Annotated in this window: 21 protein-coding genes, 1 tRNA gene and 1 pseudogene; 21 read left to right on the top strand and 2 right to left on the bottom strand. The window is 72.1% G+C overall.

Features of this window, described 5'->3' with window-relative positions:
• A pseudogene (locus tag MNZ29_RS14580) lies at positions 1 to 416 on the top strand (hypothetical protein); the annotation flags it as partial.
• Between the two features lie 64 nt (positions 417 to 480).
• Here MNZ29_RS14580 and MNZ29_RS14575 read toward each other — a convergent pair.
• Positions 481 to 557: transfer RNA gene (locus tag MNZ29_RS14575), tRNA-Arg, on the bottom strand.
• A gap of 188 nt (positions 558 to 745) precedes the next feature.
• Between MNZ29_RS14575 and MNZ29_RS14570 the strand changes: the two genes are divergently transcribed.
• Together MNZ29_RS14570 and MNZ29_RS14565 are read left to right on the top strand one after the other, a co-directional pair.
• Positions 746 to 1,429, top strand: coding sequence for a NapC/NirT family cytochrome c (locus MNZ29_RS14570; RefSeq protein ID WP_242336856.1), 684 nt, complete (start codon positions 746 to 748; stop codon positions 1,427 to 1,429).
• A gap of 4 nt (positions 1,430 to 1,433) precedes the next feature.
• Entirely contained in the window at positions 1,434 to 1,682 is a 249-nt protein-coding gene (locus tag MNZ29_RS14565) for a hypothetical protein (RefSeq protein ID WP_242336859.1), read from the top strand.
• A gap of 247 nt (positions 1,683 to 1,929) precedes the next feature.
• Here the strand turns inward: MNZ29_RS14565 and MNZ29_RS14560 are convergent, their stop codons facing one another.
• The gene (locus MNZ29_RS14560) at positions 1,930 to 4,272 is read right to left on the bottom strand and encodes a hypothetical protein (protein ID WP_242336862.1); all 2,343 of its coding nucleotides are present in this window, start codon (positions 4,270 to 4,272) and stop codon (positions 1,930 to 1,932) included.
• A gap of 220 nt (positions 4,273 to 4,492) precedes the next feature.
• Here MNZ29_RS14560 and MNZ29_RS14555 point away from each other — a divergent pair, with 220 nt between their 5' ends.
• The 18 genes from MNZ29_RS14555 (at position 4,493) to MNZ29_RS14470 (ending at position 18,616) form a co-directional block, all read left to right on the top strand.
• Entirely contained in the window at positions 4,493 to 5,140 is a 648-nt protein-coding gene (locus tag MNZ29_RS14555; RefSeq protein WP_242336865.1) for a response regulator transcription factor, read from the top strand.
• 188 nt (positions 5,141 to 5,328) lie between these two features.
• The gene (locus MNZ29_RS14550; protein WP_242336868.1) at positions 5,329 to 5,889 is read left to right on the top strand and encodes a DUF177 domain-containing protein; all 561 of its coding nucleotides are present in this window, start codon (positions 5,329 to 5,331) and stop codon (positions 5,887 to 5,889) included.
• Positions 5,890 to 5,920: 31 nt separating this feature from the next.
• Complete coding sequence (gene rpmF, locus MNZ29_RS14545; protein ID WP_242336871.1) at positions 5,921 to 6,100, top strand: 50S ribosomal protein L32; 180 nt, start codon at positions 5,921 to 5,923, stop codon at positions 6,098 to 6,100.
• A gap of 6 nt (positions 6,101 to 6,106) precedes the next feature.
• Positions 6,107 to 7,189: a phosphate acyltransferase PlsX gene (plsX, locus tag MNZ29_RS14540; protein WP_242336873.1), complete on the top strand. Its 1,083-nt coding sequence runs from the start codon at positions 6,107 to 6,109 to the stop codon at positions 7,187 to 7,189.
• Positions 7,190 to 7,203: 14 nt separating this feature from the next.
• Positions 7,204 to 8,184 (top strand): beta-ketoacyl-ACP synthase III, encoded by a 981-nt coding sequence (locus MNZ29_RS14535; RefSeq protein ID WP_242336876.1) that lies wholly within the window; start codon positions 7,204 to 7,206, stop codon positions 8,182 to 8,184.
• A gap of 19 nt (positions 8,185 to 8,203) precedes the next feature.
• The gene (fabD, locus tag MNZ29_RS14530; RefSeq protein WP_242336878.1) at positions 8,204 to 9,145 is read left to right on the top strand and encodes an ACP S-malonyltransferase; all 942 of its coding nucleotides are present in this window, start codon (positions 8,204 to 8,206) and stop codon (positions 9,143 to 9,145) included.
• A gap of 11 nt (positions 9,146 to 9,156) precedes the next feature.
• The gene (gene fabG, locus MNZ29_RS14525) at positions 9,157 to 9,906 is read left to right on the top strand and encodes a 3-oxoacyl-[acyl-carrier-protein] reductase (RefSeq protein WP_242336881.1); all 750 of its coding nucleotides are present in this window, start codon (positions 9,157 to 9,159) and stop codon (positions 9,904 to 9,906) included.
• Between the two features lie 71 nt (positions 9,907 to 9,977).
• Positions 9,978 to 10,220, top strand: coding sequence for an acyl carrier protein (acpP, locus tag MNZ29_RS14520; RefSeq protein ID WP_012097538.1), 243 nt, complete (start codon positions 9,978 to 9,980; stop codon positions 10,218 to 10,220).
• A gap of 69 nt (positions 10,221 to 10,289) precedes the next feature.
• Positions 10,290 to 11,531: a beta-ketoacyl-ACP synthase II gene (gene fabF / locus MNZ29_RS14515; protein WP_242336884.1), complete on the top strand. Its 1,242-nt coding sequence runs from the start codon at positions 10,290 to 10,292 to the stop codon at positions 11,529 to 11,531.
• 151 nt (positions 11,532 to 11,682) lie between these two features.
• Complete coding sequence (gene rpiB, locus MNZ29_RS14510; protein ID WP_242336887.1) at positions 11,683 to 12,126, top strand: ribose 5-phosphate isomerase B; 444 nt, start codon at positions 11,683 to 11,685, stop codon at positions 12,124 to 12,126.
• 45 nt (positions 12,127 to 12,171) lie between these two features.
• Positions 12,172 to 13,425 (top strand): serine hydroxymethyltransferase, encoded by a 1,254-nt coding sequence (gene glyA / locus MNZ29_RS14505; RefSeq protein ID WP_242336890.1) that lies wholly within the window; start codon positions 12,172 to 12,174, stop codon positions 13,423 to 13,425.
• Positions 13,426 to 13,482: 57 nt separating this feature from the next.
• Positions 13,483 to 13,971 (top strand): transcriptional regulator NrdR, encoded by a 489-nt coding sequence (nrdR, locus tag MNZ29_RS14500; RefSeq protein ID WP_242336893.1) that lies wholly within the window; start codon positions 13,483 to 13,485, stop codon positions 13,969 to 13,971.
• Positions 13,968 to 15,164 (top strand): bifunctional diaminohydroxyphosphoribosylaminopyrimidine deaminase/5-amino-6-(5-phosphoribosylamino)uracil reductase RibD, encoded by a 1,197-nt coding sequence (gene ribD / locus MNZ29_RS14495; RefSeq protein WP_242336896.1) that lies wholly within the window; start codon positions 13,968 to 13,970, stop codon positions 15,162 to 15,164. Before nrdR ends, ribD begins: the two co-directional genes overlap by 4 nt.
• Before the next feature lie 12 nt (positions 15,165 to 15,176).
• On the top strand, positions 15,177 to 15,824 hold the full coding sequence (locus MNZ29_RS14490; RefSeq protein WP_242355649.1) for a riboflavin synthase: 648 nt from the start codon (positions 15,177 to 15,179) through the stop codon (positions 15,822 to 15,824).
• On the top strand, positions 15,821 to 17,098 hold the full coding sequence (locus tag MNZ29_RS14485) for a bifunctional 3,4-dihydroxy-2-butanone-4-phosphate synthase/GTP cyclohydrolase II (protein ID WP_242336902.1): 1,278 nt from the start codon (positions 15,821 to 15,823) through the stop codon (positions 17,096 to 17,098). The genes MNZ29_RS14490 and MNZ29_RS14485 overlap by 4 nt, the downstream gene beginning before the upstream one ends.
• Positions 17,095 to 17,586, top strand: coding sequence for a 6,7-dimethyl-8-ribityllumazine synthase (gene ribE, locus MNZ29_RS14480; RefSeq protein ID WP_242336905.1), 492 nt, complete (start codon positions 17,095 to 17,097; stop codon positions 17,584 to 17,586). Before MNZ29_RS14485 ends, ribE begins: the two co-directional genes overlap by 4 nt.
• Before the next feature lie 2 nt (positions 17,587 to 17,588).
• A complete protein-coding gene (gene nusB, locus MNZ29_RS14475) occupies positions 17,589 to 18,020 on the top strand; it encodes a transcription antitermination factor NusB (RefSeq protein ID WP_242336909.1) in 432 nt (143 codons plus the stop codon).
• A 14-nt stretch (positions 18,021 to 18,034) separates the two neighbouring features.
• Positions 18,035 to 18,616 (top strand): M17 family peptidase N-terminal domain-containing protein, encoded by a 582-nt coding sequence (locus tag MNZ29_RS14470; RefSeq protein WP_242355647.1) that lies wholly within the window; start codon positions 18,035 to 18,037, stop codon positions 18,614 to 18,616.
• Positions 18,617 to 18,624: the final 8 nt, after the last annotated feature.

Below are 18,624 nucleotides of genomic sequence, written 5' to 3'. Positions count from 1 at the left end.
CCTCGGCCGCGCCGAACCCGGGCAGCGCGGGGCGGTCGCAGCCCACGCCGCGCCGCGACGGGGCGAGCGCCGGGTCCCGCGAATCCGCTCCAGTCGCCGCGGCGGCGACGCGCGAGGCGGCTCGCCCTGCCGAGCTCGCCGCTTCTCGCCCCGAGGACAGCAGCACCGCGGCCGAGGAGGCCGAGGCCTCCGGGGAGCCCGCCGCCGGTACGGTGGAGGACCCGTTCGACGCCGTCTTCGATGCCCTCGTCGAGGCCCCCGTGCCGTCGCGCGAGGCCACGGAGCCGGCGCCCGAAGAGGCGGACGAAGCGACCGCGGCGGCCGTCGCCACGGAGGCGCTCCCCGCTGCGCTCGAGGGCGGAGAGGTCGCGACGCGCGTGCCTGCCGTGGCGGAGCAGGGCACGCCGGCGGACTGACGCTCCCTCGAAAGCGAGAGGCCCGTCCCCGGGCATGAATGCCGCTGGGACGGGCCTCTCTGAGTGGCGCGCGGTACAGGATTCGAACCTGTGGCCTTCGGCTCCGGAGGCCGACGCTCTATCCAGCTGAGCTAACCGCGCTTGCGAGCCGCCGTATCTAGTGCAGGTGGGGCGGAAAGGCAAGGAGTTCGCGGCGCTGCGTGATCGCGCGCGATCCTCTCCGGAACGGCACCCGGGGCCGGGGCGGGAGGGGGGACTCCTCGCAGGCGCGGCAAAATGACGCGGTTCCGCCTTGAAGTGCCCGGACCCACATGGTAGCAAAACCGACCGTGCAAGAGATCAACTCGCTCGAGCAGCTCCTCAAGCTGACGGCGGTCGCGGCCGCCGCCATCGCCGCCCTCATCATCATCTGGTACCTCGTGAAGCGGCCGCCGCTCGGGCGGCTCACGAAGGTGCTGCTGCTCTTCGGGCTCGGCGTGATGCCGATCGGCGTCGCGCTCACCGGCAACGTCTCCGGGTTCGAGTACACGCTGAAGCGCGAGTTCTGTAGCTCCTGCCACGTGATGCTCCCGTACACCGAGGACGCGGCGGACCCGAGGTCGAACAGCCTCGCGGCGATCCACAGCCGCAACGCGACCTTCGGCGGCGAGAGCTGCTACACGTGCCACGCCGACTACGCCCTGTTCGGCGCGATGACGACCAAGCTGAACGGGCTCAAGCACCTCTACTATTACATCACCGAGTACGCGAGCTCGGGCCCCTACGGCGAGAAGGGGCCGCGCATCCACCTCTACAAGCCGTTCAAGAACGGGAGCTGCACCCGCTGCCACTCGACGACCGCGCCGAACTGGCTCGCTCGCGAGGAGCACGCCGGGATGATCGAGGACCTCCGCAAGGGCGACGCGGGCTGCATCGACTGCCACGGCGGCGCCCAGGTCCACCCGCGCTCGTTCAACCACGGCGGCAACGGCCGCGCGCCCACGGCGTCCGCCGCCGGCGAGAAGAAGGAGTAGCGCCGTGATCGGACTCTCGAAGATCACCGTCCGCCGCCTCGTCAACGTCTCCGCGGTCCTCACGCTCGTCGCGCTCGGCCTCATGGTCGCCGGCCTGTTCTGGCCGTCGCCGCTGCTGCTCGTCCTCGCGATGAGCCTCGGCCAGCTCTTCGGCACCTCCTCGCTGGCGCTGTACCTCCTCGCGATCGCGCTCGACCTCCAGGGCGTCGGCGAGGACGAGGCGCTCGGCGGAGGGGACCGCCCGCAGTCCTGATGCAGCCACAGGCGCCAGGCGTCGGCCTGGGCTCAAGCCTCACGGACGGCCGCCCCGCGCACGCGCGGGAGCGGCCGTCGGCGTTTCAGGGCGAGACCCCGACCCCGACCTCGACCCCGACCTCGAGACTTCTGACCGCCGCCGCGACATCGCCGCCCGCCGGACCGGAAACCGCGACCTCCAGAAAGAGAACGGCCGCCCGCGCGTCGAGCGCGAGCGGCCGTTCGTACGACGACTTCTGGTGGCGCTAGCCGATTCCCACGCAGACGCAGTTCATGCCGGTCGTCGGATCGCAGCGCTGGGTCGTGTTCGCCTGGTTGACGCACACGCCGTTGCAGCAGCCCGGCGTCGGCGAGCACGCCTGACCGAGCGGCGCGCAGACCGCGGGCTTGACGCAGACGCAGCTCGAGCCGTCGGTGCAGGGCTGCGCCGTGTTCGACGCGAGCGCGCACACGTCGTCGGTCGCGCAGCATCCCGAGGTCGTGTTGCAGGAGGTGCCCGTGTTGGCGCAGACCGGCGCCTCGCAGGCGCCCGTCGTCAGGTTGCACGACAGGCCCGTGCAGCAGTCGCCGTTGGTCGCGCAGGGCAGCGCGACCCCGGAGCAGCTCGGGGGCGGGACGGCGCACACGCCACCGAGACACTGCTCGCTGGGCGTGTTGCAGCAGTCCGCGCTGGCGGCGCAGGCCTGGCCGGTGGCCGCGCAGAGGGTACCGGTCGTGCCGCAGGTTCCGGCGGTCGCGCCCGGCGGGATGTCGCAGGAGAGCCCGGAGCAGCAGTCGCCGCCGACGGTGCAGCTCGCGGAGGTGCCCTGGCACGGCGTGCGGCAGACGCCAGCGTCACACGTCCCGGAGCAGCACTGACCGTCCGTCTGGCAGGTGTTGCCATTCGGCGCGCACGCGTTGCAGGTCCCGGCGACGCAGGCGCCGGGGCCGCCGCAGCAGCCGGTCGTGTTCGCCGTGCAGGAAGCGCCGTCCAGGATGCACTGCGGCGGCGGCGGCGCGGTGTCGGTGCAGAGGTAGCCGATCTCGCTGACGAGCTGGCAGGTGGTGCCCTCGCAGCAGCTCGTGTCGCTCGTGCCGGTGCAGAGCGTCCCGCGCGGCTTGCAGGAGTTCGTGTCCGCGCAGCGGAGCACGCCCTGGGAGTCGGGCACGCAGGGCGCGAACCCGCAGCACTGGTCGCGGAACTGGCAGATGTCGCCCGGCGCCATGCAGCAGAGCGGGTTCGACCCGTCGTAGCCCGTCGGGCAGTTCGTCCCGGTGCCGCCGCCCGGCGGCGAGCCGAAGCAGCGCGCGACGTTGTTCATGTCGAGCTTGCAGACGAGCTTGCCGCTCCCGTTGAACTTCACCCCGGTCGCTCCGTCGGGGACGCAGCAGTTCTGGGAGGCGTTGTCGCCGAAGGCGCCGCAGATGTTCCCCGGCGGGTTGCACGATCCGCCGTTGTCACAGGTGTGATCGGCGGGATCGCAGTGGATCGCCTGCGAAGGCGCGACGAGCTGGTTGATGTTGCAGCACGAGGCGTCGCCGTCGCAGTAGTTGCCCGTCATGCGGCAGCCGCCGGCGGGCTGGCACACCCGCGTGCCGCTGCCGAGGTCGACGCACTTGCGCGTGCAGCAGTTCGAGTCGTTGTCGCAGGGCACGCCGTCCTGCGTGCAGCCGCCCGGCGCGTCCTCGCAGCGGCCCGGGGCTCCGCCCGTCGCGCTGCAGAGCCCGGAGCAGCAGTCCTCCGTGCGCGTGCAGAGGTCGCCCGGGGCGTGGCAGGAGTAGGCCGCGGCGCAGGTGCCGCCCTGGCAGTTGCGCGAGCAGCACTCCAGCGCCGCCGTACAGGCCTCACCGAGCGTGGTGCAGGTGTAGCCGGTGCTGCCGGAGGGGAGCTTCGCGCAGGTGAGCGTGCCGTTCAGGAGCTCCGCGTACTCGGAGCAGCACTGCGACGCGTCGGCGACCGCCGTCCCGGCCTGCTTGCAGACGGTCTGGGAGCACGCGCCGCCCGTGCAGGTGCGTGAGCAGCACTCGCCGGCGTTCGCGCACGCCTGGCCCGGCTCCTTGCAGAACCCCGACGGAGCGCACGCCCCGTCGACGCAGTTCGCGGAGCAGCACGCGCCGTCCTGCGTGCAGGCGACGCCTTCAGCGAAGCAGCCGGGCGTCGTCGGCTCCGCGCACTTACCGGCAGTGCACGTGCCCGTGCAGCACTCGCTCGGCGCGGCGCAGCTCGCGCCGAGAGCGAAGCAGCCGCCAGGACCGGGGGGCTCGGTGCAGATGCCCGAGCCGCACGAGTTCGAGCAGCAATCCGAGGGGGCCGTGCAGGGCTGGGCGACCGCCTTGCAGGTGCCGCCGCAGACGCCGCCCGGGCAGGTGTTCGAGCAACAATCGGCCGGGCCGGCGCACGCGGCGCCGTCTGGCGAACACTGCCCCGCGGGGACGCAGACGCCCGCGCCACCGCAAGTGCTGCCCGCGCAGCAGTCGGAGGCCGCCGTGCAAGCGGCGTCTAGTCCCTTGCACGAGGTACTGCCGCCGCCACCGCCGGAGCTGCAGGCGAGGATGAATGAGGTGAGGGCAGCGACGAGCAGCCCGAGCCGAGCGTGTCCGCTTCGCATGAAAGCCTCCTGGACGACCAGGCGAGCAACCTGACACAGCTCTGTGGAGATTTCCATTTGGTGTCAGGTGCTTCCGTGTGCGGACGGGTAGGCGATGGGTCTCCAGGGTGCCATCTCTGCGGGGGGGTGGGTTTCTTGACCCCCTGCGCGCAGGGCTGCTACTTATGAGCGGGTTTTTCCGGAAGGTGGGGGGTCCACCTCCGTGTGAAGGTGGGGGAGCATGGCTATCCGGGCGATCGCGGTCGAGGACGACGAGGCGGTCTCTAGGCTCATCGCGCAGGTTCTCACGTCGCACGGATTCGAGGTCTGCGGCACCGCGGCCACCGGAGAGGACGGGGTGACGCTCGCTCGCCGGGAGAAGCCGGACGTGGCGCTCGTCGATCTCGGGCTTCCGAAGATGAGCGGCGAGGACGTGATCGCGACAATTCGCCACGAGCTGCCCAAGACCGCCTGCATCGCGCTCACCGCCGTCGACATCCCCGCCCGCGTCCTCGGCGCCATGCGCGCCGGCGCGGCCGGCTACATCCTGAAGCCCTTCCACGCCGCCGAGCTCACCCGGGCGGTCGAGGACGTGCTGACCGGCGACGCCGCGCCCATCAGCCCGCGCGCCGCGAAGGTGCTGCTGTCCGAGCTGCGCGGCGATCCGCCGGACCAGAAGGCCAAGGACGGCCCGGCGCTGTCGAAGCGCGAGCTCGAGGTCCTCCAGCTCCTCGTGCACGGCCACACCTACGCCGACGTGGCGCAGGCGCTGGGCATCGCCGAGGGGACGGTCCAGACCTACGTGAAGCGGATCTACGAGAAGATGGACGTCTCCACGAAGGCCGAGGCGGCGCTCCTCGCCGTCGCGCGCGGCCTCGTGAAGCCCTGATCCCGGGGCCTCGCCCGGAGGTTCGGCCCCTCGCGCCGCGATGAAGTAGGCTCGCGCGGGGGTTAAGTAGGTCGTCTCCTTCGGCGAGAAGGGGCGGCGGTCGGCGCGCGCCGTGGCTCGGCGCGCCTTGACTTCGCCTGATCGACCCCTATAATGAGGCCCTTTTTTGGTCTCGGGAAGCGTTGTAAATGCGCGTCAACATTGACGAAATCAAGGAGGCCGGACTCCGGCGTAGCTGGGACGTGGCCCGCGAGCAGGTCGACGAGCTGGTGTCGGGAGAACGCGCGGGATATCGCGCGCGTGGCCCTGCTCACGTGGAGGCGAAGCTCGACAAGATCGAGCGGCGCGTCCGCATCGACGGGCACGTGAAGGCCGAGCTCTCGGCGGCGTGTGGCCGCTGCCTCGGCCCCGTCTCCATCGACGTCCCGGTCGACTTCGAGGTCACGCTCGTCCCGGCCGACCAGTACGGCGACGAGGCGCGCGCTGCGAAGGACTCGAACACCGGCCCGACCGCCGGGAGCTTCGATCTCGATGATGCGGAGGAGGACACGTACTCGGGCAAGACCATCGATCTCGACCCGATCCTCCGCGAACAGCTCCTCCTCGCGCTGCCGGGGTACCCGGTGTGCGGCGAGGGCTGCAAAGGACTCTGCCCCGTGTGCGGGGCCAATCTGAACGATCGCGAGTGCGGCTGCGATCGCCACGTTCCGGATCCGCGCTGGGCGGGCCTCAAGAACGTGAAGCTTTAAGCGGCCGCACGAGAAGCCAAAGGAGCACGCCGTGGGTGTCCCGAAGAAGCGTACGAGCAGCATGCGCCGCGACCGCCGTCGCGCGGCCAATTTCAAGATCAAGGCCGCGAACGTCACGAAGTGCCCGAAGTGCAAGGAGCCCGTGCTCTCGCACCGCGCCTGCCCGTCCTGCGGGACGTACAAGGGCGAGCAGATCACCGAGGCGACGTAAGCCCCGATGGTCGAGAAGATCGCGCCCGTCGCCGTGGATGCGATGGGGGGCGACCACGCCCCGGGCGCGATCGTACAAGGTGCCATTAACGCAGCGCGTAAGGGGCTGGCCGTCATCCTGGTCGGCCCTGAAGCGCGCGTGCGTGAGGAGCTCGCTCGCCACCGCGCCGGGCACGCGCTGCCCATCGAGGTGCATCACGCGGGCGAGGTGGTCGAGATGCACGACCACCCCGGCCAGGCGATGCGCCGCAAGCGCGACAACTCCATCCGCGTCTGCTTCGAGCTCGTGAAGGCGGGCAGGGCGAGCGCGATGGTGTCGGCCGGCAACTCGGGCGCGGTGATGGCGGGCGCGATCTTCGTGCTCGGCCGTCCGGAGGGCGTGGAGCGGCCGGCGATCATCTCGGTCCTGCCCGCGCTGAAGGGCGCCTCGATCCTGCTCGACATGGGCGCGGTGGTGGACTGCAAGCCCATCCACCTCGTGCAGTTCGCGCTCATGGGCGAGGTCTACGCGCGCCGCGTGGTCGGCGTGGCCCGCCCGAAGGTCGCCATCCTCGCGAACGGCGAGGAGGAGTCGAAGGGCACCGAGCTCACCCGCGCCGCGGCGGCCGCGCTCCGTGAGGCGCCCATCCACTTCGTCGGCTACTGCGAGGGGCGCGACCTCCTCACCGGCGAGGTGGACGTCATCGTCACGGACGGCTTCACCGGCAACGTCGCCCTGAAGACCATGGAGGGCACCGCCAAGGTGGTCGGCGAGTACCTGAAGCGCGCCCTCCGCTCGACGGCGGTGTCGAGCCTGGGCGGCCTCCTCTCGAAGGCCGCGCTCGACGGGATGAAGAAACGCCTCGACTGGCGCGAGGTGGGGGGCGCGCCGCTCGTGGGCGTGAACGGCGTCGGCTTCATCTCCCACGGCCGGTCGGACGCGCTGGCCGTCGAGAACGCCATCCGCCGCGCCCGCGACGCGGCCCGCACCCGCTTCACCGACGAGATCGCCCGGGCAGTCGCGCCCGCGGAGTCGCTCCTCGAGCGCGCCGCCGACCGCGCCGAGAAGGCGTCCACCCCCCCGCGCCGCGCCTCGTCGCACGACGCCTGATCCGAAAGGTAGAGATGCGCTCGTTCATCGCCGGTACCGGCTCTTACACGCCCGAGAAGGTCCTCACGAACAGCGACCTGGAGAAGATGGTCCAGACGAGCGACGACTGGATCGTCGAGCGGACCGGCATCCGGGAGCGGCACATCGCGGCGCCCGAGGAGGCGACGAGCGACCTCGCCGTGAAGGCGTCCATCCGCGCGCTCGAGGCGGCCGCGCTCGACCCCAAGGACGTCGAGCTGATCGTGGTCGGCACCGTGACCCCCGACTATCCGTTCCCGTCCACGGCGGCGGTGCTCCAGGGCCGGCTCGGCAACAAGAAGGCCTTCGCGTTCGACCTCTCCGCCGCGTGCGCGGGCTCGCTCTACGCGCTCTCCGTCGCCGATCGCTTCGTCGCGAGCGGCGCGGTGAACAACGCGCTCGTGGTCGGCGCGGACACGCTCACGCGCATCACGGACTGGACGGATCGCAACACCTGCATCCTCTTCGGCGACGGCGCGGGCGCCATGGTGCTGAAGCCGAGCACCGACCCCAAGCGCGGCATCCTCACGACGCGCCTCCACACCGACGGCTCGCTCGTGCCGATCCTGCTGCAGCCCGGCGGCGGGTCGCGCGAGCCGATCTCGGAGAAGCTCATCCGCGAGAAGTCGCACTTCGTGAAGATGAACGGCCGCGAGGTGTTCAAGATCGCGGTGCGCGCGCTCGTGGAGAGCTGCCAGGAGGTGCTCGCCGCCGAGCAGCTCACCACCGACGACGTGACCTGGGTCATCGCGCACCAGGCCAACAAGCGGATCCTGGACGCGACCCTCTCGCGGCTCGAGATCCCGGCCTCGAAGTGCTGGATGAACCTCGAGAAGTACGGCAACACCTCGGCGGCCAGCGTCCCCATGACGCTCGACGAGGCGAACCGCGCCGGCTGGTTCAAGAGCGGCGACGTGATCCTGATGATGGCCATCGGCGGCGGCATGGCGTGGGGCGCCAGCGTCGTCCGGTGGTAGGCGAGGAGACCGCACGAAGATGGGCAAGCTCGCGTTCGTCTTCCCCGGCCAGGGCTCGCAGGCCGTGGGCATGGGCAAGGATCTCCACGACCGGTTCCCGGAGGCGCGCGCCGTGTTCGACGCGGTCGACGCCGCGCTCGGCGAGCGGCTCTCCGCGCTCTGCTTCGAGGGTCCGGAGGATCGGCTCCGCCTCACCGCCAACACCCAGCCCTCGATCCTGACGGTCTCCGCGGCGGCGGCGGCGGTGCTCGCGGCGCGGGGGATCGCGCCCGACCTCGTGGCCGGCCACTCGCTCGGCGAGTACTCCGCGCTCGTCGCGGCGGGCGCCTGCGGCGCCGCCGAGGCCGCGGCGGCGGTCCGCGCGCGCGGCACGTTCATGCAGGAGGCGGTGCCGGCCGGGCACGGCGCGATGAGCGCGGTGCTCGGCCTCGACCCGGCTAAGGTGCGGGAGATCTGCGCCGCGGTGGCCGCCGAGACCGGCGAGGTCGTCTCGCCCGCCAACTACAACGAGCCCGCCCAGACCGTCATCGCCGGCGCCGCGGGCGCGGTGGAGAAGGCCGGCGTGCGCCTCAAGGAGGCGGGGGCGAAGCGCGTGCTGCCGCTCCCCGTGTCCGCCCCCTTCCACTCGGCGCTCATGGCGCCCGTGAAGGCGCGGCTCGAGCCGGTGCTGCGGGCCATCCCGTGGAAGGCGCCGCGCTGCCCGGTGGTGACGAACGTCGAGGCGAAGCCCAGCGAGGACGCGGCGCGCATCGTGCCCCTGCTCGTGGAGCAGGTGACGGCGCCGGTGCGCTGGATCGAGTGCGTCGAGGAGCTCGCGCGCCAGGGCGTCACCCGCGTCGTCGAGGTCGGACCGGGGAAGGTCCTCGCCGGCCTCGCGAAGCGCATCGACAAATCCCTCGAGGTGTGGAACGTCGAGGACGGCGCGTCGCTCGAGAAGACGCTCGCGGCGCTGCGGGCCTGAGAGGAGACGGGATGTTCGACTTCACCGGGAAGACCGCGCTCGTCACCGGCGCCTCGCGCGGCATCGGCCGCGCCATCGCCGTCGCGCTCGCGAAGGGCGGCGCGAGCGTCGCGCTCAACTACGCGGGCAACGAGGCCGCCGCGGCCGAGGCGCTCGAGCTCGTCCAGCGGGCGGGCGCGCCGCGGGCGAAGCTCTACCGGTTCGACGTCGCCGATCCCGCCGCGTGCAACCAGGCGGTCGAGGACGTGGTCGCGGAGCTCGGCGGGCTGCACGTGCTCGTGAACAACGCGGGCATCGCGGTCGACCAGCTCGTCATGCGCCTGAAGGACGAGGACTGGAACCGGCAGCTCCAGGTGAACCTCACCGGCGCGTTCAACCTCACGCGCGCCGTCACGCGCCCCATGATGAAGGCGCGCGGCGGCTCGATCGTGAACCTCACCTCGGTGGTCGGCGAGATGGGCAACGCCGGGCAGGCCGCCTACGCGGCGACGAAGGCCGGCCTCATCGGGCTCACCAAGTCCGTCGCCCGCGAGCTCGCCTCGCGCAACGTCCGCGTGAACGCGGTGGCGCCGGGCTACATCGAGACGGACATGACCGCGGCGCTGCCCGAGGCCGCGAAGACCAAGCTGCAGGAGCTCATCCCGCTCGCGCGGCTCGGCACCGCGGAGGACGTCGCGAACGCGGTGGCGTTCCTCGCGAGCGATCTGGCGTCGTACGTGACCGGCGAGGTCCTGCGGGTCAACGGCGGCATGTACATGTAGCCTCGCCATTTGCGGCGCGGCGCTTCAACGGCTTCACGGCTTCACGGCTTCACAACCAGGAGGAACGGAACATGACCACGGCGAACGTCGAGCAGAAGGTGAAGAACATCATCGCGGACCAGCTGGGCGTGGGCGAGGACGAGATCAAGATCACGTCCAGCTTCATCGAGGACCTCGGCGCGGACTCGCTCGACATCGTCGAGCTCGTCATGGCGATGGAGGAGGAGTTCGAGGTCGAGATCCCGGACGAGGAGGCGGAGAACATCAAGACCGTCCAGGACGCGGTGAACTACATCACGACCCACAAGAAGTAGACGCGAGACCAGGACCCCGGGCCTCCGCGCCCGGGGCGCAGCTCAAGCTTCTCCATCGAGGTGAACAGCATGACCAGGCGCCGTGTCGTCGTCACCGGGCTCGGTCTCGTCTCCCCCGTGGGCATCGGGGTGGACGAGTCGTGGGCCGCGCTCGTCGCGGGAAAGAGCGGCATCGGGCCGATCACCCTGTTCGACGCGTCCACCTTCCCCACCCGCATCGCGGGCGAGGTGAAGGGCTTCGATCCGACGAAGTTCATGGATCGCAAGGAGGCGCGCCGCAACGACCGCTTCATCCAGTTCGCGCTCGCCGCGGCCGACATGGCGATGAAGGACGCCGGCCTCGACATGGCGAAGGTGAACGCGGAGCGGGTGGGCGCCATCGTCGGCGCCGGCATCGGCGGCCTCGGCACGATCGAGGAGGAGCACAAGACCTTCCTCGAGAAGGGCGTCCGGAAGATCGGCCCCTTCTTCATCCCGAGCCTCATCATCAACCTCGCGCCCGGCCAGATCAGCCTGAAGTACGGGATGAAGGGCCCGAACTTCTCGCCCGTGTCCGCCTGCGCGACCGGCAACCACTCCATCGGCGACGCGACGCTCTACATCGAGCGCGGGCTCGCCGACGTGATGATCACCGGCGGCTGCGAGGCGACCATCACGCCGCTCGGCATCGGCGGATTCTGCGCGGCGCGCGCGCTGTCCGAGCGCAACGACGCGCCGGAGAAGGCGAGCCGGCCGTTCGACAAGCACCGCGACGGCTTCGTCGCCGGCGAGGGCTCCGGCCTCCTCATCCTCGAGGAGTACGAGCACGCGCGGCAGCGCGGGGCGCGGATCTACGCCGAGGTGGTGGGCTACGGCGCGAGCGCCGACGCGAACCACATCACCTCGCCCGCCCCCGAGGGCGAGGGCGGCCAGCGCGCGATGCGCATGGCGCTCGGCGACGCGGGGATCTCCCCCGACCAGGTGGGCTACGTGAACACGCACGGCACCTCGACGCCGGCGGGCGACGTGGCGGAGTGCCAGGCGATCGCGAAGGTGTTCGGCGAGCACGCGAGGAAGGGCCTCATGGTGTCGTCGACGAAGTCGATGACCGGGCACCTGCTCGGCGCCGCCGGCGGCCTCGAGGCCGTGGTGTCGGTCCTCGCGCTCGCGCGCGGCGTCCTGCCCCCGACGATCAACGTCGAGGAGCAGGATCCCGAGTGCGCGCTCGACGTCATCCCGAACCACGCGCGCGAGGCCCGCATCGACTACGCCATGTCGAACTCCTTCGGGTTCGGCGGCACGAACGCGGTGCTGATCTTCAAGCGGGTCTGAGTTGAGCTGACCCGCGGCCGGTCCCGCCCTGCGGACCGCGGCCGCCCAGGAGGCCGAGCGCCCGCCGGGCGCTCCGCTCCGTCGCCCCGACGAGAGGGGGCGACGGGGGGCGGCCGGTTGTGGAAGAATGCCGCCCCTTCCGGAGGACTCCATGGCGGAACGTGTGATCGCGGGCTCGGACCACGCGGGGCTGTCGCTCCGCGCCGAGGCCGTGAAGGTGGCCCGCGAGGCGGGGTACGAGGTCGAGGACCTCGGCCCGTTCTCGGGCGAGAGCGTCGACTACCCCGACTACGCGCGCCAGGTCGCCGAGGCGGTGGCCGCGGGCCGCGCGCGGCTCGGGCTCCTCGTGTGCGGCACCGGCATCGGCATGTCGATCGCGGCGAACAAGGTCAAGGGGGCGCGCGCGGCGCACTGCGCCTCCGAGTACGAGGCGCGCATGGCGCGGCTCCACAACGACGCGAACGTCCTCTGCATCGGGGAGCGGGTCGTGGGGCTCGGGCTGGGCGCCGCGATCGTGAAGGCGTTCCTCGAGACGCGGTTCGAGGGCGGCCGCCACGAGCGGCGCGTCCAGAAGCTGAAGGACATGGAAAAGTAGGCAGCAGGGCGGTATGTACGCCGCTCGCCCGAGGAGATCTTCCAGATGATGCCGACGAAGCCCCTGGCCGACGCCGACCCCCAGATCGCGCAGCTCATCCGCGAGGAGACCCGCCGCCAGGCGGAGGGGCTCGAGCTCATCGCGAGCGAGAACTTCGTCTCGCCGGCGGTGATGGAGGCGATGGGCTCGACCCTCACGAACAAGTACGCCGAGGGTTACCCCGGCAAGCGCTACTACGGCGGCTGCGAGGTCGTCGACAAGGTCGAGCAGCTCGCCATCGACCGCGCGAAGCAGCTCTTCGGCGCCGAGCACGCGAACGTCCAGCCGCACTCGGGCTCGCAGGCCAACATGGCGGCGTACTTCGCGCTCGCCGCGCCGGGCGACACGGTCCTCGCCATGAGCCTCAACTTCGGCGGGCACCTCACCCACGGCTCGCCGGTGAACTTCTCCGGCAAGCTCTTCAAGATCGTCCCGTACGGCCTCAAGCAGGCGGACGAGACGATCGACATGGACGAGGTCGCGCGCCTCGCCCGCGAGCACCGGCCGAAGGTGCTCATGGTCGGCGCGAGCGCGTATCCGCGCACGCTCCACTTCGACCGGTTCGCCGAGATCGCCCGCGAGGTCGGCGCCGCGATGGTGGTGGACATGGCCCACATCGCGGGCCTCGTCGCGGCAGGGCTCCACCCGAGCCCCGTCCCGCACGCGGAGATCGTCACCTCCACGACGCACAAGACGCTGCGCGGTCCCCGCGGCGGCCTCATCCTGACCCGCGAGGCGCACGCCAAGATCCTCAACTCCCAGATCTTCCCGGGCATCCAGGGCGGGCCGCTCGAGCACGTCATCGCCGCCAAGGCGGTCGCGTTCCACGAGGCGCTCCAGCCGAGCTTCAAGGAGTACCAGCGGCGGATCGTCGAGAACGCGCAAGCGCTGGCGGAGGGGCTCAAGAAGGCCGGCCTGCGGCTCGTCTCCGGCGGCACCGACAACCACCTCATGCTCGTCGACCTCCGCCCGAAGAAGCTCACCGGCAAGATCGGCGAGGAGGCGCTCGGCAAGGCCGGGATCACCGTGAACAAGAACATGATCCCGTGGGATCCCGAGAAGCCGATGACGACCTCGGGCATCCGCGTCGGCACCCCCGCGCTCACGACCCGCGGGATGGGCCCGGCCGAGATGACGGCGGTGGCCGCGCTCATCGGTCGCGTGCTCGACGCGCCCGCCGACGAGAAGGTCCTCGCCGGGGTGCGCGGCGACGTGCGCGCGCTCTGCGCGCAGTTCCCGATGTACCAGGACCGGACTTAGGGATCGCCGCGCGGACGGCCGCTCGTGGCGCGCCGCGCGGTGCCCGCGGAGACGCCGATGCGCTGCCCATGGTGCGGACACCTCGAGGATCGGGTCGTCGACTCGCGCGAGGCGCAGGAGGGGCAGGCGACCCGGCGGCGGCGGGAATGCCTGGGGTGCGCTCGGCGGTTCACGACCTACGAGCGGATCGAGGAGATCCTGCCGCACGTCGTGAAGAAGGACGGCCGGCGCGAGCCGTTCGACCGCAAGAAGATCGTCGAGGGCGTCGCGCGGGCCTGCCAGAAGCGGCCGGTCTCCGCGGAGCAGATCGAGGCGCTCGTCGCGGGCGTCGAGCGCCAGGTCCAGGAGCTCGGCGAGCGGGAGATCCGCACCGTCGCGATCGGCGAGGCGGTGATGCAGCGCCTGCGGAAGCTCGACGAGGTGGCGTACGTCCGGTTCGCGTCGGTCTACCGCGCGTTCCGCGACGTCGGGGAGTTCATGACGGAGCTCGAGGGGCTCGCCCGCAGGGAGCCGGGCTCCAAGCCGGGAGGAGAGGGGACGCGATGAGCCGGGTCGCCGCCGGCGGCCGCCGGACGCCGGCGCGCCGCGCCCCCCGCACCGCCGCCCGCTTCGACCGCGCGGTGGCCGAGCGCTTCATGGACGTCGCGCTGCGCGAGGCGGAGAAGGGGCTCGGCCGCACCAGCCCGAACCCGGCCGTGGGCGCCGTGCTCGTGAAGAACGGCCGGGTGGTGGCCCGCGGCCATCACTCCCGCGCGGGCGGTCCGCACGCGGAGGTGGTCGCGCTGCGCGAGGCGGGCGCGCGCGCGCGCGGCGCCGACCTCTTCACGACCCTCGAGCCGTGCGACCACTTCGGCCGCACGCCGCCCTGCTCGGTCGCGCTGATCGAGGCCGGCGTGCGCCGCGTGGTGGTCGGCTCGGCGGATCCCAACCCGCTCGTGAACGGGAAGGGGGTCGCGCGCCTCCGGGCGGCCGGCGTCGAGGTCGTGACCGGGGTGCTCCGCGACGCCTGCGACGAGCTCAACGCCCACTGGTTCACCTACATCACGGAGCGGCGCCCGCACGTGACGCTCAAGGCGGCGGTCACGCTCGACGGCAAGATCGCGACGCGCACCGGCGACGCGCGCTGGGTGACGGGCGAGGCCGCCCGCCGCTGGGTGCACCGGCTGCGGGACCGGGTGGACGCGGTGCTCGTCGGGAGCGGGACCGCGCGCGCGGACGATCCGCGCCTCACCACGCGGCTCCCCGGCGGCCGCGGCCGCGATCCGCTCCGCGTCGTCCTCGACACCGATCTCTCGCTCCCCGGCGACCTGAACCTCTTCCGCCAGCGCTCCGCCGCGCCCACCCTCGTCGCCCACGCCGCCCCGCGCACCCGCGACCTCGGCCGCAAGGTCGAGCTGCTCCGCTGCAAGCGGGGCGCGGGCGGGATCGACCTCAAGGACCTGCTCGCCCAGCTCGCGGCGCGGGGCGTGACCCACCTGCTCGTGGAGGGCGGGGCGCGGGTCCACGCGCGCTTCCTCGAGGAGGGGCTCGTCGATCGGGTCGCCATCTTCGTCGCGCCCAAGATCGCCGGAGGCGACGGCATCCCGCTCGTCGCGGGGCGCGGGCCGGCGCGGATGGCGGACGCGCTCTCGCTCACCGACGTCTGCGTCGAGCGGGTGGGCGACGACGTGCTCGTGACCGGAATCCCCTCCCGCCGCGGCCCGCGTGGCCTGTTGGCGAAAAACCCCCGGCGGGGCTAGGATTCGCCGCGAATGTTCACCGGTCTCGTCGCGGACTTAGGCGTGGTCGAGGCGGTCCTGCCCCGGCAGGGCGGCGCTCGGCTGACCGTACGTCCCCGCACGCTCCCCGTCGACGAGCTCGTCCTCGGCGAGAGCGTCGCGTGCTCGGGCGCGTGCCTCACCGTGGTCGAGCGCGGCGGCGGCCGGGTCTCGTTCGACGCGGTGCCGGAGACGCTCTCGCGGACGACGCTCGGCGGGTGGCGCCCCGGCACGACGCTCAACCTCGAGCGCGCGCTCGCGGTGGGCGAGCGGCTCGGGGGGCACCTCGTGCAGGGGCACGTCGACGCGGTCGGCGAGATCCTCCAGCGCCGGCCGGAGGGGCAGGGTGCGCGGCTCACGATCTCGCTGCCCGCGGCCATCGCGCCGCTCGTGGCCGAGAAGGGCTCGATCGCCGTGGACGGGGTGTCGCTCACGGTCGCGGCGGTGACGCGCGATCGCTTCGAGGTGGCGCTCATCCCCGAGACGCTCGCGCGCACGACGCTCGGCGAGGCGGGGCCGGGGACGAAGGTGAACCTGGAGGCGGACGTCATCGCGCGGCACGTCGCGCGGCTGCGCGAGCTCGAGGGGCCCAGCGCGGCCGACCTCTCGCGCTGGGGCTACGGCACGAGGAGCGGACAGTGAAGGACCACGCGGCGCACGCCGTGGAGCGCGTGGAGCGGGCCATCGCCCACATCCGCGCGGGCAAGCTGGTGATCCTCACGGACGACGAGGATCGCGAGAACGAGGGCGATCTCTGCATGGCCGCGGAGAAGGCCACCCCCGCCGCCGTGAACTTCATGGCGAAGTACGGGCGCGGCCTCGTCTGCCTGTCGCTCACCGAGGAGAAGGTCCGGGCGCTGCGCCTGCCGCTCATGGTGGACGAGAGCGCGAACTCCTCCTCCTTCGGCACCGCATTCACGGTGTCGATCGAGGCGAAGGAGGGCGTCTCCACCGGGATCAGCGCCAAGGACCGGGCCCACACGATCCTCACCGCGGTGCGCGACGACGCCCGCCCCGAGGATCTCGCCCGGCCGGGCCACGTCTTCCCGCTCCGCGCGCGCAAGGGCGGCGTGCTCGTGCGCGCCGGCCAGACCGAGGGCTCGGTGGACCTCGCCCGGCTCGCGGGGATGAAGCCCGCGGGCGTCATCTGCGAGGTGATGAACGACGACGGGACGATGGCGCGGATGCCCGAGCTCGAGAAGCTCTCCGCCGAGCACGACCTGCCCATCGTCTCGGTCGCCGACCTCATCTCCTACCGGATGCTGAAGGACACGCTCGTCCGGCGGGCCGCGGACGCGCCGCTGCCGACCGAGTACGGCGAGTTCCGGGCGGTGGCGTACGAGAACGACGTCGACCGGCATCAGCACGTCGCGCTCGTGAAGGGCAAGTGGCGCGAGGGCGAGGCGGTGCTCGTCCGCGTGCACTCGAAGTGCCTCACCGGCGACGTGTTCGGGAGCGAGCGCTGCGACTGCGGCCCGCAGCTCCAGGCGGCCCTGCGCCAGATCGAGCGCGCGGGGAAGGGCGTCCTGCTCTACCTCGACCAGGAAGGCCGCGGGATCGGGCTCGCGAACAAGCTCAAGGCGTACAACCTCCAGGACGAGGGGTACGACACCGCAGAGGCGAACGTGCGGCTCGGCTTCAAGCCGGACCTGCGCGACTACGGCATCGGCGCGCAGATCCTCCGCGACCTCGGCGTGCGGAAGATGCGGCTGCTCACGAACAACCCGAAGAAGATCATCGGGCTCGAGGGCTACGGCCTCGAGGTCCTGGAGCGCGTGCCCATCGAGATGCCCGCCACCCGCCGCAACCGCGCGTACCTCATCACCAAGCGGGACAAGATGGGCCACCTCCTCACGCTCGCGCCCCCGGCGCCGGCGCGGAAGACGGCGTCCCGTGCGAAAGGAAGGAAGCGATGAACTTCTACGAAGGCTCGCTCGTCGCGACCGGGCTGAAGGTCGGGCTCGTGGTCGCGCGGTTCAACTCGCTCGTCACCGAGCAGCTCCTGCTCGGCGCGGCAGACGTGCTCCGCCGCCACGGCGTGAAGGACGCCGACATCGACGTGTTCCGCTGCCCGGGGACCTTCGAGCTATCCTCGCTGCTCCGGCGCGTCGCGCGGAGCGGGCGCTACGACGCGGTGGTCGCGCTCGGCGCGGTGATCCGGGGCGGCACGCCGCACTTCGAGTACGTGGCCGGCGAGGCGACGAAGGGCGTCGCGCAGGTCGCGCTCGAGGCCGAGTGCGCGGTCTCGATGGGGATCCTCACCTGCGACACGATGGAGCAGGCGCTCGAGCGCGCCGGCGTGAAGGCCGGCAACAAGGGTGCCGAGGCGGCCGTCGCCGCCATCGAGCAGGCGAACGTGCTGAGGGAGGCGGGGAAGGTCCCGTCTCCGCGCCGGGCGGAGTGAACGTGTCGCTGAAGCGTACGAGAGCGCGGGAGCGCGCGCTGCAGGCGCTGTACCAGATCGACGTCGCCGCCGAGGGCATCGATGAGGCCCTCGCGCGGTTCTGGAAGAGCTTCGAGCCGGTGGAGCGGGAGGTGATGGAGCTCGCCGAGGGGTTCGTGCGCGGGGTCGCCGCGCACCGCCGCACCCTCGACGACACCATCGAGCAGGTCTCGTCGCACTGGCGGCTCGATCGCATGGCCAAGGTGGATCGCAACGTGCTCCGGCTCGCGACGTACGAGCTCCTCGAGACGGACGTGCCGATCAAGGTGGCGATCAACGAGGCCATCGAGCTGGGCAAGAAGTACGGCTCGGAGAGCTCGGGCGCCTTCGTGAACGGCGTCCTCGACAAGATTGCCGCCGGCCTTCCGCCCGAGCGGCGCCGGGCGGACCGGTAGGAGAAGGGATCGGCGTGGCGCTGAAGATCGAGGTGGCGGACCTGGGGCTCCCGGCGATCGACGCGCTCGACGTGGACGCCGTCGGCGTCTTCGTCGGGCCCGAGCGGCCGCTGCAGGGGTTCGCGGGCTTCATCGACTGGCGGATGTGCGGCGCCATCTCGCGCACGATCCGGAACGAGCTGTTCCACGCAGGCCGCGGCGAGGCGCTCCTCTTGCCGACCGGGGGCCGGATCGCGCCCACGCGGCTGTTCTGCTTCGGGCTGCCGGACGCTCCGCTCACGCCCGAGGCGTTCCTGCCCGCGGCGCGCGCCGGGCTCGAGGCGCTCGCGCGGGCGGGCAGCGAGGCCTTCGCCGTCGCCATGCCCCCGCTCGCCGGGGGCGACCCCGCGCTCGCGGCTCGCCTCTGGCTCGAGGCGAGCCTCTCGCGCCCCGTGCGGCGCCAGGTGCTCCTCGGCGACGCGCGCCAGCTCCAGCGGGAGCTCGCCGCGGCGCGCAACACGCTCGCGGTCGAGGTCGAGGTCATCGCCCCACCCTCGCGGGTCGAGATGCCGCGGCGCGCGCGCGCGCTGCCGCACGTGGGCGGCGTCCTCCGCTGACGCCCGCC

It is taken from the genome of Anaeromyxobacter sp. SG64, assembly GCF_022690745.1.
Taxonomy (GTDB): Bacteria; Myxococcota; Myxococcia; order Myxococcales; family Anaeromyxobacteraceae; genus Anaeromyxobacter; species Anaeromyxobacter soli.
The sequence above is the reverse complement of the archived record's forward strand: the minus strand, read 5'-3'. Positions and strand labels throughout refer to the sequence as shown.